This is a genomic window from Pseudonocardia humida (assembly GCF_023898865.1).
Taxonomy (GTDB): domain Bacteria; phylum Actinomycetota; class Actinomycetes; order Mycobacteriales; family Pseudonocardiaceae; genus Pseudonocardia; species Pseudonocardia humida.
On the sequence record NZ_JAGSOV010000077.1, the window covers coordinates 54,087 to 72,586 of the forward strand.

Annotated in this window: 20 protein-coding genes; 6 read left to right on the forward strand and 14 right to left on the reverse strand. The window is 75.6% G+C overall.

The features are described from left to right. Positions 1–124 precede the first annotated feature (124 nt). Both KDL28_RS34295 and KDL28_RS34300 read left to right on the forward strand, forming a co-directional pair. Positions 125–508 carry a DUF7793 family protein gene (locus tag KDL28_RS34295; RefSeq protein WP_252445374.1) on the forward strand — a complete coding sequence of 128 codons (384 nt, stop codon included), beginning with the start codon at positions 125–127 and terminating at the stop codon, positions 506–508. Next, positions 489–2,042 carry a putative bifunctional diguanylate cyclase/phosphodiesterase gene (locus KDL28_RS34300; RefSeq protein ID WP_252445376.1) on the forward strand — a complete coding sequence of 518 codons (1,554 nt, stop codon included), beginning with the start codon at positions 489–491 and terminating at the stop codon, positions 2,040–2,042. The genes KDL28_RS34295 and KDL28_RS34300 overlap by 20 nt, the downstream gene beginning before the upstream one ends. On the opposite strand, the gene KDL28_RS34305 is transcribed toward KDL28_RS34300, so the two are convergent. From KDL28_RS34305 to KDL28_RS34315, 3 genes are read right to left on the reverse strand one after another with little or no spacing between them, the layout of a single operon-like run. After that, on the reverse strand, positions 2,039–3,310 hold the full coding sequence (locus KDL28_RS34305; RefSeq protein WP_252445377.1) for an FAD-dependent oxidoreductase: 1,272 nt from the start codon (positions 3,308–3,310) through the stop codon (positions 2,039–2,041). The genes KDL28_RS34300 and KDL28_RS34305 overlap by 4 nt on opposite strands. Then, positions 3,307–3,477: a hypothetical protein gene (locus KDL28_RS34310; RefSeq protein WP_252445379.1), complete on the reverse strand. Its 171-nt coding sequence runs from the start codon at positions 3,475–3,477 to the stop codon at positions 3,307–3,309. Before KDL28_RS34310 ends, KDL28_RS34305 begins: the two co-directional genes overlap by 4 nt. After that, the gene (locus KDL28_RS34315; protein WP_252445381.1) at positions 3,474–3,617 is read right to left on the reverse strand and encodes a hypothetical protein; all 144 of its coding nucleotides are present in this window, start codon (positions 3,615–3,617) and stop codon (positions 3,474–3,476) included. Before KDL28_RS34315 ends, KDL28_RS34310 begins: the two co-directional genes overlap by 4 nt. Positions 3,618–3,688: 71 nt before the next feature. Between KDL28_RS34315 and KDL28_RS34320 the strand changes: the two genes are divergently transcribed. The 3 genes from KDL28_RS34320 (at position 3,689) to KDL28_RS34330 (ending at position 5,364) form a co-directional block, all read left to right on the forward strand. Then, on the forward strand, positions 3,689–4,168 hold the full coding sequence (locus tag KDL28_RS34320; protein WP_252445383.1) for a MarR family winged helix-turn-helix transcriptional regulator: 480 nt from the start codon (positions 3,689–3,691) through the stop codon (positions 4,166–4,168). Positions 4,169–4,251: 83 nt separating this feature from the next. Then, a complete protein-coding gene (locus tag KDL28_RS34325) occupies positions 4,252–4,959 on the forward strand; it encodes a TetR/AcrR family transcriptional regulator (protein ID WP_252445385.1) in 708 nt (235 codons plus the stop codon). Positions 4,960–5,001: 42 nt separating this feature from the next. Then, positions 5,002–5,364 carry a nuclear transport factor 2 family protein gene (locus tag KDL28_RS34330; RefSeq protein ID WP_252445386.1) on the forward strand — a complete coding sequence of 121 codons (363 nt, stop codon included), beginning with the start codon at positions 5,002–5,004 and terminating at the stop codon, positions 5,362–5,364. Between the two features lie 39 nt (positions 5,365–5,403). Here the strand turns inward: KDL28_RS34330 and KDL28_RS34335 are convergent, their stop codons facing one another. Then, on the reverse strand, positions 5,404–7,344 hold the full coding sequence (locus tag KDL28_RS34335) for an acyl-CoA dehydrogenase family protein (RefSeq protein WP_252445388.1): 1,941 nt from the start codon (positions 7,342–7,344) through the stop codon (positions 5,404–5,406). Next, positions 7,341–7,997, reverse strand: coding sequence for a TetR family transcriptional regulator (locus KDL28_RS34340; RefSeq protein WP_252445389.1), 657 nt, complete (start codon positions 7,995–7,997; stop codon positions 7,341–7,343). Before KDL28_RS34340 ends, KDL28_RS34335 begins: the two co-directional genes overlap by 4 nt. Before the next feature lie 301 nt (positions 7,998–8,298). Between KDL28_RS34340 and KDL28_RS34345 the strand changes: the two genes are divergently transcribed. Beyond that, complete coding sequence (locus tag KDL28_RS34345; RefSeq protein WP_252445391.1) at positions 8,299–9,060, forward strand: SDR family oxidoreductase; 762 nt, start codon at positions 8,299–8,301, stop codon at positions 9,058–9,060. Between the two features lie 112 nt (positions 9,061–9,172). Here KDL28_RS34345 and KDL28_RS34350 read toward each other — a convergent pair whose 3' ends face one another. The 9 genes from KDL28_RS34350 to KDL28_RS34390 all read right to left on the reverse strand — a co-directional run bounded on the left by KDL28_RS34350 (position 9,173) and on the right by KDL28_RS34390 (position 18,265). Then, a complete protein-coding gene (locus KDL28_RS34350) occupies positions 9,173–10,201 on the reverse strand; it encodes an alanine racemase (protein ID WP_252445393.1) in 1,029 nt (342 codons plus the stop codon). Next, positions 10,198–11,490 (reverse strand): D-arabinono-1,4-lactone oxidase, encoded by a 1,293-nt coding sequence (locus KDL28_RS34355; protein WP_252445395.1) that lies wholly within the window; start codon positions 11,488–11,490, stop codon positions 10,198–10,200. Before KDL28_RS34355 ends, KDL28_RS34350 begins: the two co-directional genes overlap by 4 nt. 134 nt (positions 11,491–11,624) lie before the next feature. Continuing rightward, on the reverse strand, positions 11,625–12,005 hold the full coding sequence (locus tag KDL28_RS34360) for a nuclear transport factor 2 family protein (protein WP_252445397.1): 381 nt from the start codon (positions 12,003–12,005) through the stop codon (positions 11,625–11,627). Then, positions 12,002–12,505, reverse strand: coding sequence for an MSMEG_6728 family protein (locus tag KDL28_RS34365; RefSeq protein WP_252445399.1), 504 nt, complete (start codon positions 12,503–12,505; stop codon positions 12,002–12,004). Before KDL28_RS34365 ends, KDL28_RS34360 begins: the two co-directional genes overlap by 4 nt. Before the next feature lie 4 nt (positions 12,506–12,509). Further along, entirely contained in the window at positions 12,510–13,223 is a 714-nt protein-coding gene (locus KDL28_RS41835) for a YsnF/AvaK domain-containing protein (protein ID WP_252445400.1), read from the reverse strand. A gap of 79 nt (positions 13,224–13,302) precedes the next feature. Next, on the reverse strand, positions 13,303–13,773 hold the full coding sequence (locus KDL28_RS34375; protein WP_252445402.1) for a hypothetical protein: 471 nt from the start codon (positions 13,771–13,773) through the stop codon (positions 13,303–13,305). 20 nt (positions 13,774–13,793) lie between these two features. After that, entirely contained in the window at positions 13,794–14,672 is an 879-nt protein-coding gene (locus KDL28_RS34380; protein ID WP_252445404.1) for a hypothetical protein, read from the reverse strand. A gap of 42 nt (positions 14,673–14,714) precedes the next feature. Next, entirely contained in the window at positions 14,715–15,911 is a 1,197-nt protein-coding gene (locus KDL28_RS34385; RefSeq protein WP_252445406.1) for a hypothetical protein, read from the reverse strand. Next, positions 15,908–18,265: a hypothetical protein gene (locus tag KDL28_RS34390; protein ID WP_252445408.1), complete on the reverse strand. Its 2,358-nt coding sequence runs from the start codon at positions 18,263–18,265 to the stop codon at positions 15,908–15,910. The genes KDL28_RS34385 and KDL28_RS34390 overlap by 4 nt, the downstream gene beginning before the upstream one ends. Positions 18,266–18,500 lie beyond the last annotated feature (235 nt).

The following is an 18,500-nucleotide window of genomic DNA, read 5'->3' on the forward strand; positions in this document are numbered from 1 at the left end:
GGCGGCGGTCGCTCCTGTGCGGGCCGGCCACCACCGCGCCGACCTAGGCGTTCGGCGGATCCGATGTGCTGACATTTGCGCGCGCAAGCCGCCGTTCGGACGCACCACGACTAGTGTCCTGCGCGTGCGGGAGGACGCGGAGCGCGAGGAGACGGTGACGCTGCACCTCGAGCAGGGCGGCTACGTCCGGTGCGACTGGCGTCGCGGCACCCGGATCACCGGCGAGCTGGCCCGCGGCGCGATCAAGCGCCTCGACGAGCTCAACGACGGGATCAAGCGCCCCCTGCTGGTCGACATGAGGGGCACCGCGAGCCTGACCCGCGAGGGCCGCCAGGCCTTCGCCGAGGAGTACTCGGCGTCGAAGGTCGCGCTGCTCGGGGAGTCGCCGGTCGACCGCGTGATCGCCAACTTCACCCTCAGCGTGATCGTCATGTCGATCCCGACCCGCTACTTCACCTCCGAGTCCGCGGCGCTGGCCTGGTTGAGCGGTGACGACACCCGGACCTGACGACGCCGACGCGCGCCTGGACCAGTTGGTCGAGCTGGTCGTCCGGCTGGCCTCGGGCGACCTCGACGCCCGCATCGAGGCCTCACCGGCGGGCGACCGGGTCGACGCGATCGCCGTCGGGCTCGGCATGCTGGCCGAGGAGCTGCAGGTCCTCACCGAGGACATGGAGCTGCGGGTCGCCGAGCGGACCCGCCAGGTCGCCGACGCCCACCGCCAGCTCGAACGCCTCGCCCTCTACGACCAGCTGACCGGACTGGCCAACCGGACGCTGCTGTCCGCGCGCCTCGACCGCGCCGTGGCCCGCGCCGAGCGACGGGGCGGGCCGCCCGCCGTGCTGGTGCTCGACCTCGACGGGTTCAAGGTCGTCAACGACAGCTTCGGCCACAGCGTGGGCGACCTGCTGCTGGTCGAGGTCGCGCGGCGGCTGCGCAGCGTCGTCCGCGACATCGACACCGTGGCCCGCCTGGGCGGCGACGAGTTCGCCGTGGTGATCTCGCACGCCACGGTGGACCAGGTCGTGGACGTGGCCACCCGGATCCAGCAGGCGCTGCAGCGCCCGGTGCAGGCCGGGGCGCAGCAGTGCTGGGTCGGCACCAGCATCGGCATCCGGCTGGCCGAGCCGAACCTGTCCGCGGAGACCCTGCTGCGCGACGCCGACACCGCGATGTACGTGGCCAAGGGGCGCGGCCGCGGCGGGATCGAGTTCTTCGAGTCCACGATGCACGCGACCGCGCTGCGCCGGGTCCGGCTGGCCGATGAGCTGCGCGCGGCGATCACCGACGGCCAGCTGCAGATGCGCTACCAGTCGATCGTCGAGCTGGGCAGCGGCCGGATCGCCGGGGTCGAGGCGCTGGTGCGCTGGCAGCACCCCGTGCGCGGGCTGCTGACCCCCGACCAGTTCATCTCCGTCGCCGAGGACACCGGGCTCGTGGTGCCGCTGGACGGGTGGGTGCTGGAGACCGCGATCGCCCAGGTGGCGAAGTGGCGCTCGACGGTGCTGGGCGGCAGCGACTTCGGCATGCACGTCAACATCTCGCCGCTGGAGCTGCGCTCCCCCGCGTTCGCCGACGACGTCCTGGAACGGCTGGGCCGCCACCGCGCGGCGCCGGGCGACCTGGTGCTGGAGGTCACCGAGACCCAGCTGCTAGGCGAGGACGCGCAGACCGCGCTGGCGCTGGAGAAGCTGCGCGCCGCCGGGGTCGGCGTGGCCATCGACGACTTCGGCTCGGGCTACTCCTCGATCGGCTACATGCGCCGCCAGTCCGTCGACACCATCAAGATCGACCGCTCGCTGATCACCGACCTGGACACCGACCCGCAGCAGCTCCGGGTCGCCGCGGCGATCCTCGGGCTGGTCGAGGCGTTCGGGCTGACCGCCGTGGCCGAGGGCGTGGAGACCCCGGCCCAGGCGGCCCGCCTGCACGCGCTGGGCTGCCGCTACGGCCAGGGCTTCCTGTGGGGGCGCCCGGTCCGCACCCGGACCATGTCCGACCACCTGCGCGCCCGCGCCCACGCGGCGCGCGCCGGCCGCTAGCCCCGGCGCGCGGCAGGCTGCCCGGCGCCCGGAGCGGACGCGTCGAGGACGGCGAGGTCGAGCTCCGGGGCACGCGGGCCGTAGGCGTTGGACCGCGCCGAGCGCCGCTGCACCACCGGCAGCGCGAGGATCGGGCGCAGGAACCGCGGCGGCGCGGCGAGCCGGTTGCGCTCGCGGGCGCGGGCGAGCGAGCGCTCGGTGCGGACCTGGGCGGCCTGCACCTCCGCGATCGCGGGCACGCGTTGGGCCTCGACGCGGGCGAGGTCGGCGTCGGCGGGCTCACCGCGGCGCAGCACGGGGACCAGGACGTTCGCCGTACTGACGGCGTCCTGGACCGCCATCAGGATGCCGTTGCCCCCGACCGGGGAGATCACGTGCGCGGCGTCGCCGATCAGCAGCAGCCCGGGGCGGTGCCAGCGCGCGACCGCCGCGATGTCCACCGAGAGCAGGCTGGTCTGGGTGAAGTCGGTGAGCAGGCCGGCCCGGTCGGCCAGCCACGGCACGTGCGTGCGCAGGAAGTCCTGCACGACCCCGACCCCGGCCTGGCGCGCCGCGGCGTAGCCGCCCCTGGGGATGCCCAGCCCGATCCGCCAGTGGTCGTCGGAGCCGAGCATCCCGACGTAGCGGCCCGGTCCGCAGTAGAGGTCGAGGTCGGCGTCGGGTGGGTCCTGCGGGCGGCGCGGCAGCCGGAACCAGATCAGGTCGGTGGTGGCGCCCAGGCTGGTGATCGGGATGTCAGCGAGCCTGCGCACCGTCGAGTGGCGCCCGTCGGCCCCGACGACCAGCGAGGTCGCCAGCTCGCCCTCGCCGCCTCCCCCGGCGCCGCCGTCGCGGTACCGCACACCCCGCACGCGGCCGTCGGGCCCGGTCAGCAGGCCGATGACCTTGGTGCTCGTCCGCAGCCGGAAGCCCGGGTACTCCCCCGCCCTGCGCACCAGGAGGTCGATCAGCAGCGCCTGCGGCATGATCGCCACGTAGTTGAAGCGGGTGGGCAGCCGGGCGTAGCCGGCCGCGGTGATGACGCCGTGCGGGGTGTGGAAGCGGAAGGCGGCGGCCTTGCGGTGCGGCAGCTCCAGCACCTCGTCGGCCAGGCCCAGCCGGTCGAGCAGCTCCATGGTGTACGGGTGCAGCGAGTCGCCGCGGTACTCGCGCTCGAAGTCCGACCGGGACTCGAACAGCGTCACCGCGACGCCCGCCCTGGCCAGCAGGTACGCCAGCAGCGCACCGCCGGGTCCGCCGCCGACCACGGCCACCGGCTCGCCGCTCACGCCGGCTCCTCGACGACCTCGAAGACGGCCATCCCGTCGAGCACCGCTTCGACCTCCTCGATGGGGGCGTCGTCGCCGAACGGGAAGGCGGCCCGCGGCGGGCCGCTCGCGGCCGCGGCGTACGCGGCCACCACCCGCCGCGCGGGGCGGCCCTGGACGCGGGTCACCCCGATCTCCTCGACGTCGCCGCGGGGTCCCGCCTCGATGCCGCCGCGCGGGTGGGCGTCGGCGGCGCGCCGCGCAGCCGCTGCACCATCGCCCGGTTCATCTCCCGGAAGCCGGCCGCGTCCGCGCCACCACTGGTCATCCCGGGACCTCCCTCACCGACCGGCATGCTCGCTAGACAGTCTAGCTACTTTTCCGGATTAGGGTGGCGCCATGGCCCTGCCGGAAGCCCCGGACGACCCGGATCGCCCGGACGTCGCGAACGCGCTGCGCGTGCTGCTGGCGCAGACCCACGACGTGGAAGACACCCTGGCGCGCCGGCTGGGCCTGGGCGTCAGCGACGTCATCGCGCTGCAGCACCTGGTCGACCACACCGAGCTCGGCCCGGTCGACCTGGGCCACCTGCTGCGGATCCGCTCCGCCTCGGCGACCGCGCTGGTCGACCGCCTCCAGTCGGCGGGCCACGTGCGCCGCGTCCGCCACCCCACCGACGGCCGCCGCGTCGTGCTCGCGCTCACCGACAGCGCCCGCACCGAGGCGGGCGCCGCGCTGGCCCCGATGCTCGGCGCGCTCGGCGCCGTCATCGCCGAGTTCACCCCCGACGAGCAGCGCTCCATCGCCCGGTTCCTGAACCGCGCGACCGAGGCCCTGGCCGCGTTCGCCGCCGAACCGCCCCCGCCGCCCGCGCGCTGAGCACGAACCGCCCCCGCCGCCCGCGCGCTGAGCACGGCGGGGAGTCTGTAGCAGCGCTACACGGCGGCACGTAGGTTGGTGCCATGACCCTTCCGCGGGCGAGCGCGCCGGTGCGCGACCGGCTCCTGCTGGCCTGCGCCGAGCTGCTGGACGACGCGGCCGACCCCGACGTCCCGACGCGGGCCATCTGCGAGCTGGCCGGGGTGCAGGCGCCCTCGCTCTACCATCACTTCGGCAGCAAGCAGGCGCTGCTCGACGCCGTGGTCAGCCACGGGTTCCGGGAGTTCCTCGCCGCCCGGGCCGCCCGGCCCGGGCCCGACGACCCGATCGCGGCGGTCCGCGACGGCTGGGACGCCCACGTCCGGTTCGGCGTCGAGCACCCCGCCTTCTACGCCCACATCTACGGCCGCGTGCAGCGCGGGCGGCGCTGCGGCGTGGTGGGCGAGGTGGAGGCGATGATCCTGCGGACCCTGGAGCCCGCCGCGCGGGCCGGACGGCTCACGGTCCCGGCCACCGCGGCCGCGGCCGACATCCTGGCGGCGAGCAGCGGCGTCACGCTCGCCCTCATCACGACCGGCGCCGACGAGGTCGACTGGGCGATGTCGGCCCGGGTGCGCGACGCCGTGCTCGCCTCGGTCGCCAGGACCGCGCAGCCGGTCCCCCCGACGCCGACGGACGTCGCGGCGGCCGCGACGGCGCTCGCCGCGGCCCTGCCGCAGGCCCCGACCGAACTGGGCCGCCACGAGACGGCGCTGCTGCGCGACTGGCTCGACCGCCTCGCCGCCGTATAGCGGCACTACACCTTTGACTATAACGCTGCTACATTGCCGAGCATGTCCGCGAACGCCACCGAGCGCGAGATCCCGCGCACCGACCTGCCCACCGCCGTCGACCGCTACCTCGAGGCCCACAACGCCCGCGACGCCGACACCGCCGTGCCGAGCTTCACCCCCGACGCCGTGGTCGTCGACGACGGCCGCACCCACACCGGGACGGAGGCGATCCGGGCCTGGGTGGGCCGGTCCTCGACGGAGTGGACCTACACGAGCACGCCGACCTCGTTCCGCCGCGGCGACGACACCCACTACGCGGTCGTCCAGCACGTCGAGGGCGACTTCCCGGGCGGCACGGTCGACCTGACCTACCGCTTCACCCTGCGCGACGGCCTGATCAGCCACCTGGTCATCGCGCCGTGAGCCCGCGGCCGGGGCGGATCGACACGGGTCGAGCGGATCTCAGCCGACGGCGGCCAGGTCGTCGGCGCGGGCGTCGCCGCGGCGCTGGGCCTCGGCGTCCACCCCCAGCATCGGCGCGGCAAGCCACGGCTCGGGGATGCCGAAGCCGTCGACCAGGGCCCGGGCGTGCGGGCGCACCTCGGCGCACAGCGCGTTGACCGCGGCGACGAGGACCTTCGTCCGGGCGGCCGTCAGGTAGCCGTGCTCGACGTACCACGCCCGCTCGGCCTCCAGCCGCGACAGCGCGTGCAGCGAGCAGAGGCGGTCGAGCAGCTCGCGCACCGCGGGGTCCTCGACGCGCTCGACGGCCTCGGCGGAGGCGTCGAGCACGACCCGGTCGACGTGGGCCCGCGCCGCCTGCAGCAGGTGGTCCTGCGCGCCGTTGAACACCGCGAACCGGTCGGCGCCCGGGGCCAGCGCCCGGCGCATCCGCCGGGCCGCGCCGGCGAGCAGGTGCTCCTCGCGGGCCCGGAACAGCCGCCGCTGGTGGGCGCGCTCGCGCAGGTCGCCGCGGCTGAGCAGGGTGCGCAGCCCGGTCCGCTCGGCGACGGTGTCGGCGGCCAGCCCGGCGGCGAACCCGGCCTTGCGCAGCGGGTCGAGGCGACCGACGCGGTGGGCGTGGTCCGAGAGCAGCGTCTTGGCCACCAGCTGCAGCAGGACGGTGTTGTCGCCCTCGAACGTGGTGAACACGTCGGTGTCGGCCTTGAGCTGGGGCAGCTGGTTCTCCGCCAGGTAGCCGGCCCCGCCGCAGGCCTCCCGGCAGGTCTGGATGGTCGCCGTGGCGTGCCAGGTGGCGATCGCCTTGATCCCGGCGGCGCGGGTCTCCAGCTCGCGCTGCCCGGCCTCGTCCCGCTCGCCGCCGGGCGCCTGCAGGGCGTGCATCCGCCCGACCAGGTCCTCCTGGGCGAACTGCATCGCGTAGGTGGTGGCCAGGGCGGGCAGCAGCTTGCGCTGGTGGACGAGGTAGTCCAGCAGCACGACCTCCTCGCCGCTGGTCGGGTCGGTGAACTGGCGGCGCAGGTCGCCGTAGCGCACGGCGATCGCCAGCGCCTTCTGGGTGGCCGCGCCGGCGCCGCCGGCCACGCTGATCCGCCCGCGCACGAGGGTGCCGAGCATCGTGAAGAAGCGGCGGGTCGGGTTGTCGATCGGGCTGGAGTAGGTGCCGTCCTCGGCGACGTCGCCGTAGCGGTCGAGCAGGTTCTCCCGCGGCACCCGCACGGAGTCGAACACGAGCCGTCCGTTGTCGACGCCGTTGAGCCCGGCCTTGCGCCCGCAGTCGGAGATGGTGACGCCGGGCAGCGCGGCGCCGGACGCGTCGCGGATGGGCACGAGCAGGGCGTGCACGCCGTGGCTCTCACCCCGGGTGACCAGCTGGGCGAACACGACGGCCACCCGGCCGTCGCGGGCGGCGTTGCCGATGTAGTCCTTGCGGGCGGCGGCGTCGGGGGTGTGCACGACGAACTCGCGGGTGTCCGGGTCGTAGGTGGCGGTGGTGCGCAGGTGCTGCACGTCGGAGCCGTGCCCGGTCTCGGTCATGGCGAAGCAGCCCGGCAGCTCGCCGGTGATGATCCGCTCCAGGTGCCGGGCGTGGTGGCGCTCGGTGCCCAGCGCCTGCACCGCGCCGCCGAACAGCCCCCACTGCACGCCCGCCTTGACCAGCAGCGACAGGTCGCCGTAGCCGAGCATCTGGAACCCGGTCACCACGGCGCCGACGTCGCCGCGCCCGCCGCGGGCGGCGTCGAAGCCGGTCCGGGGGCGTCCACTCTCGGCGATCAGGCGCATGCCGTGGGCGACGCGGTCGCGGTGCTGCTCGGTGGTCAGGTCGGGGTCGGGCAGCAGGCGCTGCTGGCCCAGCTGCGCGCGGACCTCGTCGCGGACGGCGGACCAGCGCCCGTCCAGGACGCGGCGGATCGCGAGCGGGTCGATCTCGGGGGTGGTCATGCGGTGACCTCCTTCGGTCGGGGGAGCACGCCGGACAGACCGGCCCAGGCGAGGTCGGTGAGGTGGGCGGCGAGCTGGTCGCGGGACATGGCGGCGGGGTGGGCGAGCCAGTTGTCGGTGGCGGCGTGCACCAGCCCGACCAGGCCGTGCCCCCAGGGCGCCGCGGCGGTGGTGTCGCGGCCGTGGGCGGCCAGGTGGGCCGCGATGACGACGGCGGCCTCGGCGCCGATGCGCGAGACGAGGTCGCCCACCGGGTCGCCGCCCCCGCGCACCAGGTCGCGCTCGAGCAGCGGCCGGTGCACGACGTAGCGGTAGACCTCGGGGTCGGCCTCGACCAGGCGCAGGTACTCCGCGATCGCGGCGGTGGCCATCGCCCGCGAGCCGCCCGCCGGGTCCGCCGCGTCCATGGCCGCGCGGACGTGCCGCACGACGGACTCGGCCACGCGCGCGCAGACCGCGGTGTAGAGGTCGGCGCGGTCGGCGAAGTGCCGGTAGACGACGGTCTTGCTGGTGCCCGCACCGGCCGCGACGTCGTCCATGCCCGCGCCGGCGCCGTGCTCGCGGACGGCGGCCAGCGCGGCCTCGACGAGCTCGGCGCGGCGCGCACTGCGATGGGCGTCCCAACGAGTGCTCCGGCGGTCCCGCGTGGTCATGGGACCGACGGTACCGCGTACTCCGGGTATCGGCTACTGACGGGTAACTTGTCTGGTCGGACAGGCGCCGCTCCCCGTGTCGACCGGCTCACTCCTCGGTGTCGGACGCGGGTGCGACCACCCCCCGGTCGGTGATCCAGCCGTAGCCGATCAGCAGCCCGACGACGACGATCAGGACCAGGACGACGATGGCGACTGCGGTCATGCCGGCATCGTGCCCGCCCCGGGTAGATTGCGCGAGATCGGCCTCCGGGCCGGCCGCGGCGCCGGACCCGGCCCGGCGAGCACGGGAGCGGCACCGGTGACCCTCGACCTGTTCGACCTGACCGGCCGCGTCGCCGTGGTCACCGGCGCGCGTCGCGGCATCGGGCTGGCGATCGCCGAGGCGCTGGCCCGGGCCGGGGCCGACGTCATCGCGGCCAGCGCGGGCCAGGAGCGCGACGGCAGCGAGGTCGAGCGCCGGGTGCGGGCCGCGGGCCGGTCCTTCCGCGGCCACCGGCTCGACCTCGCCGACCGCGCGGCCGTCACGGCCTTCGCCGCGGAGCTGGCCGACACCCCCGTCGACATCCTGGTCAACAACGCCGGCACCGTGCGGCGCGCCCCCGCCGCCGAGCACTCCGACGCCGACTTCGACCACGTGCTGGCGGTCGACCTGGCGAGCCAGTTCGTGCTGGCTCGCGAAGTCGGGCGACGGATGCTGGAGCGGGGCTCCGGGAAGATCATCTTCACCGCGTCGGTGCTGAGCTTCCAGGGCGGGGTCACCATCCCCGGCTACGCGGCGGCGAAATCGGGCGTCGCCGGGCTGACCCGCGCCCTGGCCAACGAGTGGGCCGGGCGCGGGGTCAACGTCAACGCGATCGTGCCCGGCTACATCACCACCGACAACACCCAGGCCCTGCAGGACGACCCGCAGCGCCACGCGGCGATCCTCGACCGCATCCCGGCCGGGCGCTGGGGCCGTCCCGAGGACCTCGCCGGCGTCGCCGTCTTCCTGGCCTCGGCCGCGTCGGACTACGTGCACGGCGCGCTGGTGCCCGTCGACGGGGGCTGGCTCGGCCGCTGAGCGGGCCGCGCCGGACCGGGTCAGGCCTCGCGCGGGGTGCCCCGGTCGCCCATCAGCCGGGTCACCTGGTGCGCGGACCCCGGTGGGAGCGTCGCTGCCCCATCCAGTGACCTCACCAGCCGCGCAGGTCGACCTCCCAGGTGTCGAGCACCTCGTCGCCGCGGACCAGGTGCATCCGCTCGTGCAGCGCGATCGTGGGGTCGACGTGCGCCGGCAGCACGTGCACGCGGTCGCCGACCGACGGCGGCGACCCGCCGCCGAAGGTCAGGTGCTCGTCGGAGCAGAACCAGACGCTCGCCCCGGGGACCGCGGGGTTGCCGTGGTCCATGCCCAGCGCCTTCAGCCCGACGTCGGCGACCGCCCAGCCCGGCGCGTCGCCGGCCGGGGCGGTGGCCGACACGACGGTGCCGAGCACGGTCAGCGCCTGGCGGAAGGGCAGCCCGGCGGCGGTGTAAGCGGTGTCCATCAGCGCGTAGGAGCCGGCCTGGACCTCGGTGACCCAGGTGTTCATCGCGTAGGTGCCGGTGCCGCCGCCGGAGACGACATCGCCGCCGACGTCGGCGTGCGCGGCCAGCAGCAGGGCCATGCACTCCTCGGTCCGGCGGGCCCGGTCGGCCGGGTCCGGGACCATCATCAGGTGGCCCTCGTAGCCCATGACGCCGCGCACTTCGACGCCCGAGGCGCGGGCGCGCTCGGCCAGCCACCCGGCCCGCTCGGGGGCGATCCCGCAGCGGGGCAGCCCCACGTTGACGTCGACCAGCACCTCGCGCACTCCCCCGGCCACCGCCGCGGCGAGGGTCTGCTCGGAGTCGACCGCGACGGTGATCCGCGCGCCCGCCTCGACCAGCGGCCCGAGCCTGCTCGCGTCGAGCACCTCGTTGGCCAGCAGCAGGTCCTCGCCCAGCCCGGCGGCCACCATGCCCTCGACCTCGCGGACGGTCGCGCAGGTGAAGCCGCGATGGCCGAGCGCGGCCTGGCGGGCCGCGAGCGCGGTCGTCTTGTGCGCCTTGACGTGCGGGCGCAGCCGCGGGCCGGGCAGCGCCGCGGCCATGTCGGCCAGGTTGGCCTCGAAGGCGTCCAGGTCGACCAGCAGGGCCGGGGTGGCCAGGTCGGCGACGTGCCGGAGCGTCCCAGCGGTCATCCCAGCACCCTCTCCAGGTAGGCGTTGCCGAACCGGCGCTGCGGGTCCAGCTTCTCGCGCAGCGCGGCGACGTCGTCGAAGGCCGGGTAGGCGGTGCGCAGGTGCTCGGCGGTGCGGGTGTGCAGCTTGCCCCAGTGCGGGCGCCCGCCCAGCGCGACCATCACCGACTCGACCGCGCTGAAGTAGGCCTCGTGCGGCTGCCCGCGGTGGACGTGCACCGCGAGGTAGGCCGACTCGCGACCGGTCGCGGTGGACAGCGGGACGTCGTCGGCCGCGGCGACCCGCACCTCGACCGGGAAGCTCACCGCCCTGGCGTGCCGCTCGACCGCGGCCCGCACCCCGGCGAAGGCCTCGGGCAGCGCCTCGCGCGGGACGGCGTACTCCATCTCCAGGAACCGCACCCGCCGCGGGCTGGTGAACACCCGGTAGGACCGGTCGACGTACTCCCCCGCGGCGAACTGCCCGGCCACCACCCGGTTGAGCCGGGGCACCGCGCGCGGCAGCACCCGCCCGACCCGGCAGACCACCTCGAACCCGGCGTTGCCCAGCAGGTCGTCGCCGACCCACTCGGCCACCCGGCCGCGGGCCGGCCCGCCCTCGGCGGACGTGCGGTTGTTGGCCTTGGTCGCGGCCACGTCGGTGTGCGGGAACCAGTAGAACTCGAAGTGCTCGTTGGTCGCGACCAGCTCGTCGAGCCCGGCGAGCACCCGGTCCAGCGGCTGCGCGGCCTCCCTGGCGTGCAGCATGAACGCCGGCACGGCCTGCAGCGTCACCTCGACCAGCACGCCGAACGCGCCCAGCCCCAGCCGGGCCACCCCGAACAGCTCCGGCTCGACCTCGGCCGAGCAGTCCACCGCCGAGCCGTCGGCCAGCACGATCCGGCACCCCACGACCTGCGCCGCCAACCCCGGGAACGCCGCCCCGGTGCCGTGCGTGCCGGTCGAGATCGCGCCGGCCACGGTCTGCGCGTCGATGTCGCCCAGGTTCGGCAGCGCCAGCCCGTGGCGCCACAGCAGCGCGTTGAGCACCCGCAGGGTCATCCCGGCCGGCACGGTGGCCCGCCGGGCGGCCGGGTCGATCCGCAGGCCGACCGGATCGGACGGGAGCAGCACCGCCACCCCGTCGGGCACGCCGACCCCGGTGAACGAGTGCCCCGAGCCCAGCGCCTTGACCCGCAGGCCCTCGGCGGCGGCGGTGCGCACGGCGTCGACGACGTCGGCGGTGTCGCGGGCGCGGACCGTCCGGACGGGATCGGTGCGCTGGTTGCCGGCCCAGTTCTGCCAGCTCACTCGGACCTCCTGCGCGGTGTTCCGGGCGGACGGCGTGGATCTCCGGCCGGTGGGACGCAGATGATCGTGCGGCCCGGGCCCTTCTGTGTCAATCGTCTGGGACAGTCGTCCCACACCTGGTACCGGAGCCGGGGCTACCCGACCGGCCCCGCGTGCCCGGCCAGGCACACCCACCGCCCCCGCAGCCGCACCCAGGTCTGCGTCACCGGCATCCGCAGGGTCCGCCGCCCGTCGCCCGGGTCGAGGTCGTCCACGACGGTGCCGGTCAGCACGGCCGTGTCGCCCACCACGACGACGTCGGGATCCTCCAGGCCCTGCCCGTACCAGCGCACCGCGGCCGCGGTGTTCGACCGCACGTAGGCGTCGCGGTGCTGCACCGCCCCGCGGTGGGAGGTCCAGCGGAACCGGGGGTGCAGCAGCGCCTCCAGCGCCGAGGTGTCGCGCTCGGCCAACGCCTCGGCGCGCGCCCGGGCCGCCGACAGCACTGCCGCGATGTCGGTCTCCGACGCGGTCACGATGACGACCGGGCGGCCCGGCGCCGCTCGGCCTCGACCGCCTTCGCCGAGCGCACCGGCCACACGTAGGGCAGGTCGTCGGGGACGCCGGGGAACCGCGCGCCGTACCAGCCCGGGTCCTTGCGCAGCAGCGCCGAGCGGTGGCTGCGGTGCAGCGCCTCGTCGCCCAGCCACGCCGGCAGCGCGCCGACCTCGGCCAGCTCGGCCTGCGTGCGGACGGTGCGGATCCCCGCCCCGCTCAGCTCGTAGCGGATGCTCGCCCCGCACGTGTCGCCGAAGCCGCGCGCGACCCACTCCGCCACGACGTCCAGGCCGTAGCGGCCCAGCGCCTCGAGGTGCCCGCGCCACATCAGCACCGCGGGGTGGCTCTGCCAGCCGTAGCCGGGCACCGTCGTGGCGCGCACCACCTGCAGGGTCTCGACCCGCTGCTTGCCCAGCCGCTTCGGGTCGAGCGCGGCCGCGCTGGCCGCGAAGTCCGGGTGGGGCAGGAACGTCTGCACCGCCTCAGCCCCGGTGGTCCTGCGCCACGTCGAGGACCTCGCGCCGGACCACGCCGCGCACCTCCTGGGGCTCGGTGACGACGCTGCGCACCACCCGCACGCGCTCCACCGGCACGACCTCCTTGGTGACCACGACCCGCTCCTCGTGCCGCACGAGCTCGAGCACCTGCTCGCCGACCGGCGCCTGCTCCCCGGCGGGCAGCGCCACCCGCTCGCCCGGCGGGACCTCCTCGTGCTCGACGGTGATCTCCTCGCGGGTGACCTCCACGGTGAAGGTCCGCTCCTCGGTGACCAGGTGCTTGCGCACCCGCACGCGGCCGGTCACGACGGTGTCGGTGAGGACCCGCAGCCGCTCCTCGTGGCGGACCATCCAGCCCGGGCCCTCCTCGGGCGGCGCGGGCGGTCGCGGGGCGCGCTGCGCGTAGTGGTGGCCGAGGCGGGCGACGTCGTCGTGGGAGAGGTCGACGGCCGGGTCGTAGGCCGGGGCCGTGCGCAGCTGCTCGGCGTCGTAGGGCACGCGGATACCCGCGCCGTCGACGGAGACCCGGTCGAGCGGGACGAGCGCGGTCGCCCCCCCGCCCACGTCGACCGCCGCCCACGTGGCCGCACCGCTCGTGGGTTCGGTGTAGACCGTGCTCACGCGGCCCAGCGGTTCGCCGGCCGCCCCGGACACCGCGCATCCGACCCACGACCGCGGATCGGCACTGGGGTTGGTCACCTGGGCTGCCCCTTCCGTCGTCGACGGCTCCGTCGACCGGACACCGCCTTCACCGCCCGGGTACCCCGCTCCGCGCGACTCAGCCCTCGGTCGGGGCGGCGTTGAGGTCCAGCCACATCCCCAGCAGGTGCAGCACGTCGACCGAGACCAGCACGTCGTGCGAGCGGCGGGCGGTGTCGGCCGTGCCGGGCAGCGCGATGCCGCGCCAGTACGGGGGCGGGCCCACCGCGCCGTCGACCCGGATCCGCGTGGGCCCGACCGAGACGTCCAGGGAGATGCGGTGCAGCCCGACGATCCCGCCGAACGCCTTGCGCGGCCACACCAGGATCGAGCCCGCCGTGGGCAGGTGGACCTGGCCGTCGAGCAGGTCGCCGTCCACGGTGAACTGCAGCGGACCCTCCGCCGTGCGCCGCCAGTGCCCCAGCAGCGGGAGGCTGCGCGCGGGCGAGCCGTCCCGGTCGACCCGCAGCACCACCGTCACCTGCGGGTCCGGCTCCGCCTCCGCCTCCGGCCCGGCCACCCCCGCCCCGGCCGGGGTCCCATCGGCCACCTCGGCAGCGGCCTCGTCGGCTACCTCGACAGCAACGGCAGCAGCAGCGCGATCACCGCGGCCAGCCCCAGCACCAGCGGGGCCAGCACCGCCCACAACCGCGCCGTCGAGCGGCTCGTCCGCGGCACCGTCGCGGCCGGCCGCGCTTTTCCCGCCCCCACCGGACCCCGCTCGCGGCCGAGCCGGGTCGGGCCGGCCACCGCGATGTCGGGCGCCAGCACGACCAGCGGGCTGGCCTCGTCGAGCAGCGCGGTCAGGTCGGCGGCCGAGCCGACGAGGTTGAGCAGCAGCGCCCGGCCCGGACGGCGGTCCACGACGAGCTCGCCCACCCGGGCGACGAACGCGGCCCGCGAGCGCGGCGAGCCCGCGTCGCCGAGCCAGTCGCGCTCGGGTACCTCCGGGGCGCCCGCACCGGACGGCTCCGGCCCGGGCAGCGCGCGCACCGCGGCCACCACCCGCTGCCGCACGTCGACCGGCGGCACCGGCTCGGGCGCGGCCAGCATGCGCTCGACCTCGTCCTCGGGGAAGGCGCTGTCCAGCGCCCGCGACAACCCGCCGGGGACGGGCCGGGAGCGGGAGGCGCCGCCCTGCTCGGCGACCCAGCACCGCACGAGCGCGACCACGCCCGCCGGCTCCACCGCGGGCGCCCCACCGCCGCTCTCATCGACGACCAGCGTGTAGCGGATCACCGTGCCGACCGCGTCGCGGCGGGCCGACGGGATGCCGCTGAGGTAGGCCCGGTAGCCGGCGCCGTCGGACTCGACCAGCACCGTGGGCCGCTCGAACGCGGTGTGCCCGGCGTAGGCGCGCCACCACGGACGCGCGGGGCCCGCGCCGAGGAAGTCGTAGTCGCGGTGGCGCTGTCGGCCCCGCGTCTGGACGTGGACGGCGGTCACCACGGCGCCGTCACCACTGCCGTCACCGGGCTCACCGCCCTCCTGTCACCACTGGTGGACCCGGTCGCTGTGCGCGCGCCGGGCCAGCGACTCGACGATCCCGGTCAGCGCCCTGGCCCGCTCGGCGGCCTGGATGGCCTCCTCGCGGCTGCTGCGCGCGGCGTCGGCCCGCAGCCTGCGCTCCCCGCTGACCAGGTACCAGATGTTGCGGAAGAAGCCCTCGTCGCGCTCGGCGAAGGTCTGCGCGGTGTCGGCCTGCTCGCGGCGCAGCCCGGCCTCGCGCTCCTCGACCTTCTGCCGGCCCGACACCAGCTGGCGGCACAGCGCGATCATGATGTCCTCGGTGCCCTTGACCGAGCGCTCCCCCGGCGGGCGCACCCCGTAGTGCGCGACGAAGGTCAGCGCGCCGGGCTCGTCGGGCTCGGGCAGCCAGTCGGCCCGCAGGATCTCCACGCAGCCGATCGTGTCCACCGGCGCGTAGACCACGCGCATGCTGCGCACGTCGGGCGCCTCGTTCGGGACCAGCTCGATGACCTGGCGGTACACCTTGCGCACCCACTGCAGCAGCGTCGCGGACTGGTCGCGGCGCCCGCCGTTGTCGTCGAAGTAGGACTCGCACTTGACCGGGCACAGCAGCAGCAGGGCGGGCTCGTCGGGCCGCTCGTTGCGCCGCTTCAGCCAGCTGCGCACGACGTCGGTGACCTGCGGGGTGCCCAGCACGGTCGGCACGGCCCGCAGGTGGCTCGCCGTCGTGGCCTCCATCAGCACCGCGGCGTCGACCGGCACGACCAGCACCGAGCACTGCTCCAGGAAGCGCTCGCACTCCTCCCACTGGGCGTCCACGCCCGCCGGGCGGGTGTGCGGGTCGAGCCAGCCGCCCGGGTAGTCCAGCAGCTGCAGCTCGATGCCGGTGCCCGGGATGCCGGTGTCGAGCAGGAGGTGGAAGGTGAACTGGTCCTGCGAGCCGCCCAGCGCGCCGGCGTCGAACTCGCCGGCCAGCAGCGAGCCGTCCAGTTCGCGGCGGTGCTGGCTCAGCCGCTTCTGGGTGGCGGTGCCGACCGCCTTCATCGAGATCGGGGTGCCCTCCAGCAGCCGTTGGCCGTCGTGCAGCAGGGCGGTGATCAGGGACGTCTTGCCGACCCGGGAGGGCCCGACCATCCCGATCCGGTAGACCAGCCTGCCGTCCTCGCCTGCCGCGGCGGCGCTCGCGGCGGCGGCGGGCGCCTGGTTCGTCGGGATCACGGCATGTCCTCCTTGCGCGCGCCCAGAGTCGCGACCAGCAGGTCGCGCGCCCGGGTCACCGCGGTGAACCGGGCGTTGGCGGCGTCCATCTCCCGGTACACCCCCGGCCAGATGTCGTTCTTGTAGGCGTCGGCGAGCCGGCGGAACTCCACCTCGGACTCCCCGGAGCGGATGACGGTGTCCTCGAACTGCTCGGCCGCGGCGTGCAGCACCAGCGCCGGCGTGACCGCCTCGCGCAGCAGCGCCTTCTGGGTCAGGTAGGCGGCCTGCTCGGCCATCCGCAGCACGAACCGGTACAGCTCCTCGGCGCCGGCCGCGGTGGCCGCCACCGTGATCTGGGTGCGCAGCTGGCCGGTCTGCGGGTCGGGCAGCTCCAGGGCCAGCCCGTCGAGCTCGGAGCGCACCCGCGGGTGCAGCTGGGAGCGGTAGTCCAGGCGGATGCCGCGCAGGGTGCGCACCGCCCGGCGCAGCCGCGGGCACGGTGGCTGCGCGGCGTCGAGCAGGTCGGCGAACCGGTCCAGCGCGTCGTGCCCGGTGCCGGTGCCGCCCTCTCCGACGTCGGTCTCCGGGTCGCCGAGCAGGGTGCCCAGCTCCGTCCCGAGCACCCGGGCGACGTCGGTCCACAGCTTCTCGACGCGCTCGGTGAAGAACCCGTCGATCCGCTCGAAGCTGTCGCTGATCTCCACGCGGACCCGGTTGAGCTCCTCGCCGGCGTAGCCGCCGCTGAAGCTGTCGACCCGCATCCGGCGCAGGCCCTCGTCGCGCCAGGCCTCCTCGCCGACACCGAGCCCACCGGTGATCCACTCGCGGGTCGCGAGGTAGGCCCGTTCGACGGTGGCCACGTACTCCGGGTCCTCCGCGGCGTCGCGGGCCTGCTCGCGCAGCCGCGCCACCAGCTCCTGCAGGCCGGCGGCGACGTCCTGGCGCAGCCGGCGGGCCCGGCGGTCGAGGTCCTCCGCGGCGCTGCCGGTGGCCGCGCGGACCGTGGCCAGCGCCCGGCTCAGGTCGCCGACCAGCACGTCGATCCGGTCGACGACGGCCTGGGTCTGGGCCCGGGTGGCCGCCAGGACCTCGGCGTCCATCGCCGGCAGCCGGGCGGCGAGGTGGTCGAGCACCGGGGCCAGCACCCGCCGGTGCACGTCGGCGGGGTCGGCGGCGTCGGTCTCCACGACCTGGAAGAACCGGTCGGGCTCGCCCATGTTGACCTCGCGCGTGACGTCGTCGCGCAGCGTGGTGGCCATGGCCTCCTCGACGCCGCCCTGGTTGAGCACGAGCACGACGAAGTCGCGCTTGGCCACGAACCCGCGGGCGATGTCGAGCAGGTCCAGTGCGCGGGCGTCGGCCTCGCCCCAGTACGCCTCGTCGCCCATCGCCCGCTTGACCAGCAGCACGACGTCGACCTCGTTCTGCAGGCCCTCGACGTGGTGGGCGTCGGCGCCGACGGCGACCTCGCCGAGGCCGGGCAGGTCGACCACGGCAAGGCGCTGCACCCGGTTGTGCGGGAACCGCGTCTCGATCCGCAGGTCGCGCACCGCCAGGTAGCGCCGCGACACCCCGGACGCGTCGCCGAGCTCGGCGTTGGTCGGGTAGGCGACGTAGGGGCGCAGCTCGTCGAGGTGCAGCTCGCGCTCGCCGCCGACGAGGTCGCCCGCGTACGAGGGCAGCGCGGCCTGCATGTCGCGCAGCCGCTTGAGCAGCGTGGCGTGGCTGGGCGGCGCGGCGGGGTCGCCGGACTGCTCCCCCGGCGCCGACGGCGCGGGGTAGCGCCACCGCGCGAACTCCTCCAGCGACGTGGGCAGCCCCGGCAGGCCCAGCTGGGCGTGGTGCGGGGCGAGCACGTCGGCGGCGAAGGTCTCGAACGTGTGCAGGCTCAGCGTGGCGCGCTCGGCGGTCTCGCTGTGCCGGATGCGGCTGCGCACGGCGGTGACCGGCAGCCCCTTGCCGGTCGGGATCTGCTCGTCGTCCAACCCGGAGATCGACTGCAGCAGGGTGCTCTTGCCGACCCGGGCCTTGCCGCTCACCCCGACGGTGATCGTGCCGCGGGCGAACCGGGCGCTGAGCACCCGCAGCAGCCGGGTGGCCTCGGCGACGCCGCTGCGGGCGTCGTCGACCCGCCCGTCCAGGCCGAACGCGGCCAGCTCGGCGCGCAGCTCGGCGGAGGTGGACGGGTGGTCGCGCAGCACGGCGACGGCCGCGGCGAGCGCGGTCAGCTGGGCGTCGACCCGCTGCCACCACTCCAGCTCGGCGCGCACCGGGGCCACCAGCGCGTGCCGGCGGTCCAGGATGGCGCTGATCCGCGCGGGGAGATCGCCGTCCGGCGGGACGGGTTCCAGTGCGGTAGGGGCGTCAGGCACTCAGCAGGACCTCCTCGATCCGACCCGGGGCACACGGGTGAACCCGGTGCGTCCATCGTCGCGGTGCCCGACCGGCGGTCGCAACCGAGGGCCCCGGCGGCGGGTCACCGGTGCCGAACCGTTACCGCACCCCCGCCGGCGCGCCGGCGGCAGAACGACGTTAGGGCGGACGGCGGTAGCGCAGGATCCGATGAAAGCGCTCTCATTGAGACGCTCCACACACAGGGTGACAAGG